Raw genomic sequence first — 7,167 nt, forward strand, 5'->3', positions numbered from 1 at the left:
TGGTGTGGGGCCGCCTCCGTTTGGGGGGGCGGTCGCCCGGGGGGGGGTTGGGGGGGCCCAACCCCGGGCGGGGGGGGCCCCCCCAGCGAACCCCGGGGGCCCCCCCCCCCCCGTCGATGTCAGCGAGAAGAATTCCGCGTTATGCGGAACCGCCGGCCTGCGTCGGGGTCCGGGCGGCTTTGAGCACGGCCGGCGCCAGCGGGACGGCCAATGCCGAAGCGACGCCGATCAGCAGCCACACCAGCATCCAGGAACCGGACCAGCCGAGCACCAGCGGAATCAGCAGCGGGGTGATGAAACCCATCGAGAACACCGTCGTGTTCTCGAGCCCCAGCGCCGTGCCGGCCTTGGCGTGCCCGGCCATCGACGCGATCTCGGTGTACGCGACGCCGTGCCAGGCGTTGGCGAAGATGCCGCCGACGGCGAGCACGGCGGCGACCAGAACCGTCGGGGCGTCGACGAGGACCGCCGCCAGCAGCAGCATCACCGCGGCCGCGCCGCCGAACTGCTTGATGACCCGACGGCGGTTGCCCCGCTTGTCGGTGTAACGCCCGCTCAAGATGCGCGCCGCGCCGCCGCCGACCTGCACCACGATCAAGGTCAGCACGGTGGTCAGCACACCCGCACCCTTGGCGTCGTGCAAGAACACCGCGCTGAAGGTCAGAATGCCGAACTGCGGCATCGTGAGCAGGGCGCTGGCCAGAGCGAGCCGCCAGATGTCCCAGCGCGCGAGCGGGGAACGCGCCGAGGCGATCTCCGCCGGTCCGCCCGAACTCGCGGTCTTCCCGGGTTCGTGCAACCAGACGAAGGTGGCCACGGCCGTGACGAAGCAGAGCCCGGCGAGGATCAGGTAGACGACGCGGAAGCCGTAGGCGGCGGCCAGGCCGGGAAGCAGGGCGATGCCGATCGCCCCGCCCGCGGGCATGGCCGTCTGCCGGATGCTCATCGCCAGACCGCGTTGTCCCTCTTGGAACCACGCCATGACCGCGCGTCCGGACGAGCCGTTGATGCTGCCCCCCAGCACGCCGACCAGGAACATCCCCGCCACCAGCAGCCAGGTGGGCGGCGTGTCGCCCGCGGAAGGCACCACGCCGATCGCCATCAGGGCGAGCACGGCCGCGGTGGAGAGCAGGCCGACCAGCAGCACCTTGCGCTCGCCGAAGCGATCCGTCCAGATGCCCCAGGCGATTTCGGAGACGGCGATACCGAGGTAGATCGCACCGATGACCAGACCGAGCGTGGCCGTCGTCAGCAGGTAGTCGGCCCGCATCGACGTGCCGGTGACCGGCAGGCCGGAGATGGCGGCGGAGAAGCTGGCCTGAGCGGCGACGCCGATGCCCAGCACCGTCCATCGATGGTTGGGCCCGAACCGGCGCAGCTCGGCGCGCTCTTGTCCGGTGGTCGCACGAACAGACACCGGCTGCTCCTATCGGTAACTGGTTAGTGTGGTTATCGCCAACCTAGCATCCGGTGACAAGCCGCTCAAGCGGTGCTCCACCAGGTGGAGCTGTGCGGTAATCCGGTGGACGACCTCGCCTCCGCCCTTGGCCGTTGTGGACGGAAGGGCGACCGGCCGAAGCTGGCGGCATGAGAGCGATGCCAGGACGAACCCTCGCGCGGAAGGTGTGGGACGAGCACGTCGTGCGCTCGGAAGCCGCCGGCCACGGGGGACAGCCGGACGACCTGCTCTACGTGGACTTGCACCTGCTGCACGAGGTCAACACGCAGTTCGCGTTCGACGATCTTCGCGCGGCCGGGCGCACGGTCCGCAGGCCGGACCTCACCCTCGCCGTGGAAGACCACAACACCCCGACGCGGTCGCCCGCGGAAGCCGTCCACGGGCCGTCGGGCCGGCGCCAGCTCGAGCTCCTGCGCCGCAACTGCGCCGAGTTCGGCATCCCGCTGCGCCGCCTCGGCGGCGCCGATCAGGGCATCGTCCACGTCGTCGCCCCCGAACAGGGCCTGGTCCGGCCCGGCATGGTCGTCGTGTGCTGCGACTCGCACACGACGACGCTCGGCGCGTTCGGCGCACTGGCCTTCGGCATCGGCACCGCACAGGTCGAGCACGTGCTGGCCACCCAGACGGTGCCCGCGCGGCGGCTGGCCGACATGGCCGTCACGGTGCACGGCTTCCTACCCGACGGGGTGGAGGCCAAGGACCTGGTCATGGCGCTGATCGCGCGCATCGGCACCGGCGGCGCGCAGGGCCACGTCGTGGAGTACCGCGGGGAAGCGGTGTCCGCGATGTCCATGGAAGCCCGGATGACCCTGTGCAACATGTCGGTGGAGGCAGGCTCGAAGGCGGGCCTGGTGGGCCCGGACGACACGACGGTGCGCTACCTCCGGGAACGGCCGGGGATGCCGGCGGACTTCGCCGCGGAAGCCGGGCGCTGGCTCGCGTTCCGCACCGACGAGGACGCGGTCTTCGACGCCGAGATCGTCATCGACGCGAGCCGCCTGACCCCGTTCGTCTCCTGGGGCACCAACCCCGGGCAGAGCCTGCCGCTGTCCGGGCGGGTCCCGGACCCCGGCGAGTTCGAGGGGGAGGGGCAGCCGGCGGCCCGGCGGGCGCTGGACTACATGGGACTGCGGCCCGGCACGGCGTTGCGCGACATCGAGGTCGACTCCGTGTTCCTCGGCTCGTGCACCAACGGCCGGATCGAGGACCTCCGGACCGCCGCGGCCGTGCTCGCCGGCCGCAAGGTCGCCGACGGTGTTCACCTGATGGTCGTACCCGGGTCGGCCCAGGTGCGCGAGCAGGCCGTCGCGGAGGGCCTGGACCGGGTCTTCGCCGAAGCGGGCGCCGACTTCCGGCCCCTGGCGGGCTGTTCGATGTGCTGCGGGCTCAACGACGACCGGTTGCGTCCCGGCCAGCGCGCGGCCTCCACGAGCAACCGCAACTTCGAAGGGCGGCAAGGCAAGGGCTCGCGCACGCACATCGTCTCGCCGTCGGTCGCCGCGGCCACCGCGGTCACCGGCAGGCTCACCGCACCGGCCGACCTGTAAGCCCGCCGGCCCCAGCGATCAGAGGACACATGCACCGGTTCAGCCACCACACCGGCACGGTCATGCCGCTGCGCCGCAGCGACATCGACACCGACCAGATCTCCCCCGCCCGGTTCGTGCCCTACTACGCCAGGGGCGGGTACACCAACATCCTGTTCGCCGACTGGCGCGACGACCCCTCGTTCGTGCTCAACCAGCCCGAACACCAGGGCGCGACGATCCTGGTGGCGGGTACGAACTTCGGTACCGGGTCCTCACGCGAGTCGGCCGTGTGGGCCCTCCAGTCGGCGGGGTTCCGGGTGGTGCTGGCCCCGCGCTTCGGCGACATCTTCCACGGCAACGCACTGACCAGGGGCCTGCCGGCGGTCACCTTGCCCACCTCGGAGATCGAGACGCTCTGGGACCTCGTCGACGCCGACCCCTGGCTGGAGGTCACCGTCGATCTGCGCACCTGTCAGGTGCGCCATTCCGGCCGCACGCTGCCCTTCGAAATCGATCCGGCCGCCAGGGAAAGGCTGCTGCGCGGAGCCGACCTGGTCACCGAGACGCTCCGCCACGACGACCGCATCGCCCGCTTCGAGCGGGCTCGCCGTCCTCAGCTGCCCCGCACCTTCGCCGCCGGCCGCCCGCACCCCGACCCCTTGGAGGCCGCTCCATGAGAGCCCTGCTGATGCTCGACCTCATCAACGAGATCACGCACCCCGACGGGTTGTACCCGGAGGTGTGCCTCGATCAGGTGCGCGAGCGCGGCGTCCTGGACAAGGCCGCGCAGGCGGTGGCCGCCGCGCGCCGGACCGGGGTTCTCGTCGTCCACGTCGTGGTGGGCTTCTCGCCCGGCTACGCCGACTGGCCCCGGTCTTCGACGCTGTTCACCGAAGTGCCCCGGCGTGGCGCGCTGGTGCTGGGGACGTGGGGCACCCGGCCGCACGACCTGGTCAAACCCGCGCCGGAAGAGCCGGTCGTCGCCAAGGGCCGGGTCGATCCCTTCCTGGGCACGAACCTGGACCTGCTGCTGCGCGAGCACCAGGTCGACACGGTGCTGCTGACGGGCGTCACCACCGACCTCGTCGTCCTCTCGACCGCACGCCAGGCCCACGACCTCGGGTACCGGGTTGAGGTCCTGGCCGACGCCACCGCGTCCGGCGACGCCTGGACCCACGAGGCCGCGATGCGCCTGATCGCCCGTACCGCGACCATCACGACCGTCGACGAAGCCCTGTCCCGCTGACCATCAAGGAGAAGCCGTGTCCGACATCCCGTTCAAGCTGTTCGCCGGAGTTCCCGGGTCCTCGTTCGAGGAGACCGAGCTGTCCTTCGTGCCGGTCGTGCGCGACGGCCGCGTGGGCGCCGAGATGCACCGGCTGTACTCGACCGACGAGACCGGGCCCGACGGGCCCGCCGCGGCGATCATGCGCTACCTGCCGGGGGCGACCGCGCCTGCCCACGTGCACCCCGGCTACGAGCTCATCTACGTGCTGAGCGGCGAACTGGAGACCGACGACGGCGTCTACGGGCCCAACAGCCTGCTGGTCATGGGCCCGAACAGCGTCCACGCGCCGCGCAGTCCCCACGGCTGCGTCGGCCTAGTCGTCTGGGAGCAGCCCGTGCGTCCCGTCCAGGGCACCGACTGAGCGGTGGCGGTCGCGGAAGGACTGGGCCTTCGCCCGGTTGCCGCACGTGCGCATGTCACACCACCGGCGCGAGCGGCGAGCCGAGTGATCGACGTACAGACGCGTGCACTCCGACTGGCCGCACTCCCGCATGTTCTCCCGGTCCGGCCCCGTCAGCAGCTCGATGGTGGCGCGGGCGATGCTGGACAGCGAAGCGTCGATGTCGGCACTGCGCTTGGCGGCACCGTCGTCGCTCAGCCGCAGGCGCACCGGAGGCAGGGCCGCCGCGAGGTTGAGCGTCCGCCGGTCCTGCGCTTCCCCGGGATCACCTTCGGTGCCGGCTTTGACCAGCCGGTAGATCGCCGCCCGGAGCTCGTGGGTGTTCTCCAGGTCCTCGTCCGTCACGGCCGGCGGATCATCGACCAAGGCCGCCTCCACGCACCACCTGGCCAGATCGCCGGGAGCGGGGAGCAGGTCGACCGGCTCGGTACGCCACCGCCCGATCGTGCCGACGAAGTCGAGCGCGACGTGTCCACTGATGAACGAGAACTCCATAGCAGAGATTTAACCTCCTTGACAGGTTACCCACCCAACTCTAGGGTAACCTCAATATACAGTTACTAGGCGTGATCTGCGAGGGAGTTCGTGGCAATGACACTGCGTGTCGGCATCAACGGGTTCGGCCGGATCGGTCGCGGGTTCCTCCGGGCGGTCCTGTCCCGCGAGGCCGAGATCGAAGTGGTGGCCGTCAATGACCTCACCGACGCCGCGACGCTGGCGCACCTGCTCCGCTACGACTCCGTACTGGGCAAGCTGCCGAACGAAGTGACCGCGGACTCCGAGGCCATCGCGGTGGACGGGCACAAGATCGCCGTGCTGGCCCAGCGCGACCCCGCGCAGCTGCCTTGGGACGAGCTGTCCGTCGATCTGGTCATCGAGTCGACCGGGCGCTTCACGGACGCGAACCAGGCGCGCGCACACGTGCAGGCGGGCGCCCGCAAGGTGATCATCTCCGCGCCCGCCAAGAACGAGGACCTGACCCTGGCCTTCGGCGTGAACCACGAGGCGTACGAGCCGTCCGCGCACACCGTGGTGTCCAACGCTTCCTGCACCACGAACTGCCTGGCGCCGCTGGCGAAGGTGCTGCACGAGCTGGCCGGCGTCGAGCACGGGCTCATGACCACGATCCACGCCTACACCCAGGACCAGAACCTGCAGGACGCCCCCCACAAGGACCTGCGGCGGGCGCGGGCGGCCGCGGTGAACCTGGTGCCGACCACGACCGGTGCCGCCAAGGCCATCGGCCTGGTCCTGCCGGAACTCAGCGGGCGGCTCGACGGGTACTCGATGCGCGTTCCGGTGCCGGTGGGGTCGCTCACCGACCTGACCGTCCTGGTGGGACGGGACACCACGGTCGACGAGGTCAACGCGGCCTTCGCCGCCGCGGCGGCCGAGGGGCCCCTGGCCGGCGTCCTGGACTACACCGAGGAACCGCTGGTGTCGGCGGACATCGTCGGCAGAAAGGCTTCCTGCGTCTTCGACGCCGGGCTGACCAAGGTCGTCGGCGGCCGCACGGTCAAGGTCGCCGGCTGGTACGACAACGAAACGGGCTTCTGCAACCGGCTGGTCGACACCGCGCTGTTCATCGCCGGCTGACGATCGCTTCTGCTCAAAGGTGATTCGCGGCGCGGATCATGAGGACGGCCTCGACTCGGTTGCGTGCGCCGAGCTTGGTCAGTGAATGCGAGACGTGGCTCTTGACCGTTGCCCGCGAAATGTTCAGCACGGCGGACACCTCGGCGGTGTTGTTGCCTTTCGCGAGCAACGTCAGGACCTCGAGCTCGCGCTCCGTGAGCGTCTCGACGAGCCGTTGCGGAGGTAGCGCCGAACCCGGCCGGGCGGTCGTCACGGCCCCGACCAGGCCAGGCGCTCTCAATCGGTAGAAGTGGTCCAGCTCCGGGGACAGGATCAGGTGCCCCGTTCCGACCGCGACCGCGGCCGAAGTGACGGCATCGATCTTGATGCTCTTCACCACGCACCCCCAGACGCCCGCCGCCAGCGCCGCGTCCACGAGCTCCTTGGTCCAGCCGGTTCCCACGAGCAGCACGCGCAGGCCGCGGTCCGCGCACACCCGCACGTGACCGAGTGCAGAATCGTCGAGCGTGGTGCAGAAGACGACCACGTCGACGTCGTCGGACGCGTGCTGCCAAATGGCCTCGGGATTCTCGGTCACCCGGACCAGCTGGGTGACGCCTTCCCAGTCGAGTGCCGACCCGAGAACATGCCGGGAAATCGGATCATGGTCCACCAGCGCCACTTTGACGACTGAGCTGCGTCCGGCTTCCATGGGCAAACCTTCGGATGCAACAGACATTGTTACCCTCAGTCCACTTCTGCACGACGTGTGATATCAAGCCTGCGACAGGTCCTGGTTGAAGCGTTCGGCGGCACTCGCCGACAACGAACGTAACCGGGGTGAAACAATGGTTACCCATGGTTCAAATGAGCGCCGGTATCCCCCACAACCCGCGGACGCCCCGTGCGCCGTCGC

The 7,167-nt window shown here is 70.1% G+C and carries 8 protein-coding genes; 5 read left to right on the forward strand and 3 right to left on the reverse strand.

Annotated elements, in window-relative coordinates; all coding sequences use genetic code 11:
* Positions 1-139 precede the first annotated feature (139 nt).
* Positions 140-1,417, reverse strand: a complete 1,278-nt coding sequence (locus ACGFMK_RS34405) for an MFS transporter (RefSeq protein ID WP_392772257.1) — start codon at positions 1,415-1,417, stop codon at positions 140-142.
* Positions 1,418-1,587: 170 nt separating this feature from the next.
* Here ACGFMK_RS34405 and leuC point away from each other — a divergent pair, with 170 nt between their 5' ends.
* The 4 genes from leuC to ACGFMK_RS34425 are packed head-to-tail and all read left to right on the forward strand — an operon-like array spanning position 1,588 to position 4,637.
* The gene (gene leuC, locus ACGFMK_RS34410; protein ID WP_392772259.1) at positions 1,588-3,006 is read left to right on the forward strand and encodes a 3-isopropylmalate dehydratase large subunit; all 1,419 of its coding nucleotides are present in this window, start codon (positions 1,588-1,590) and stop codon (positions 3,004-3,006) included.
* A 29-nt stretch (positions 3,007-3,035) separates the two neighbouring features.
* Positions 3,036-3,665, forward strand: coding sequence for a 3-isopropylmalate dehydratase small subunit (leuD, locus tag ACGFMK_RS34415; RefSeq protein WP_392772262.1), 630 nt, complete (start codon positions 3,036-3,038; stop codon positions 3,663-3,665).
* Entirely contained in the window at positions 3,662-4,234 is a 573-nt protein-coding gene (locus ACGFMK_RS34420) for a cysteine hydrolase family protein (RefSeq protein WP_392772265.1), read from the forward strand. Before leuD ends, ACGFMK_RS34420 begins: the two co-directional genes overlap by 4 nt.
* Before the next feature lie 16 nt (positions 4,235-4,250).
* Positions 4,251-4,637, forward strand: a complete 387-nt coding sequence (locus ACGFMK_RS34425; RefSeq protein ID WP_392772268.1) for a cupin domain-containing protein — start codon at positions 4,251-4,253, stop codon at positions 4,635-4,637.
* Here ACGFMK_RS34425 and ACGFMK_RS34430 read toward each other — a convergent pair.
* On the reverse strand, positions 4,590-5,171 hold the full coding sequence (locus ACGFMK_RS34430) for a CGNR zinc finger domain-containing protein (RefSeq protein WP_392772271.1): 582 nt from the start codon (positions 5,169-5,171) through the stop codon (positions 4,590-4,592). The two genes, ACGFMK_RS34425 and ACGFMK_RS34430, sit on opposite strands and share 48 nt — an antisense overlap.
* Before the next feature lie 96 nt (positions 5,172-5,267).
* Between ACGFMK_RS34430 and gap the strand changes: the two genes are divergently transcribed.
* Positions 5,268-6,272: a type I glyceraldehyde-3-phosphate dehydrogenase gene (gene gap, locus ACGFMK_RS34435; RefSeq protein ID WP_392772274.1), complete on the forward strand. Its 1,005-nt coding sequence runs from the start codon at positions 5,268-5,270 to the stop codon at positions 6,270-6,272.
* 13 nt (positions 6,273-6,285) lie between these two features.
* Here the strand turns inward: gap and ACGFMK_RS34440 are convergent, their stop codons facing one another.
* Positions 6,286-6,963, reverse strand: coding sequence for a LuxR C-terminal-related transcriptional regulator (locus tag ACGFMK_RS34440; protein WP_392772276.1), 678 nt, complete (start codon positions 6,961-6,963; stop codon positions 6,286-6,288).
* Between the last annotated feature and the right edge of the window lie 204 nt (positions 6,964-7,167).

The sequence above is a fragment of the Amycolatopsis sp. NPDC049252 genome (assembly GCF_043197175.1).
Classification (GTDB): domain Bacteria; phylum Actinomycetota; class Actinomycetes; order Mycobacteriales; family Pseudonocardiaceae; genus Amycolatopsis.

Bases quoted from the DNA above. Each gene is read 5' to 3' on its own strand.
- ACGFMK_RS34420 (WP_392772265.1), top strand. From the start codon at position 3,662: ATGAGAGCCCTGCTGATGCTCGACCTCATCAACGAGATCACGCACCCC.
- ACGFMK_RS34440 (WP_392772276.1), bottom strand. From the start codon at position 6,963: ATGGAAGCCGGACGCAGCTCAGTCGTCAAAGTGGCGCTGGTGGACCAT.
- leuC (WP_392772259.1), top strand. From the start codon at position 1,588: ATGAGAGCGATGCCAGGACGAACCCTCGCGCGGAAGGTGTGGGACGAG.
- leuD (WP_392772262.1), top strand. From the start codon at position 3,036: ATGCACCGGTTCAGCCACCACACCGGCACGGTCATGCCGCTGCGCCGC.
- ACGFMK_RS34430 (WP_392772271.1), bottom strand. From the start codon at position 5,171: ATGGAGTTCTCGTTCATCAGTGGACACGTCGCGCTCGACTTCGTCGGC.
- gap (WP_392772274.1), top strand. From the start codon at position 5,268: ATGACACTGCGTGTCGGCATCAACGGGTTCGGCCGGATCGGTCGCGGG.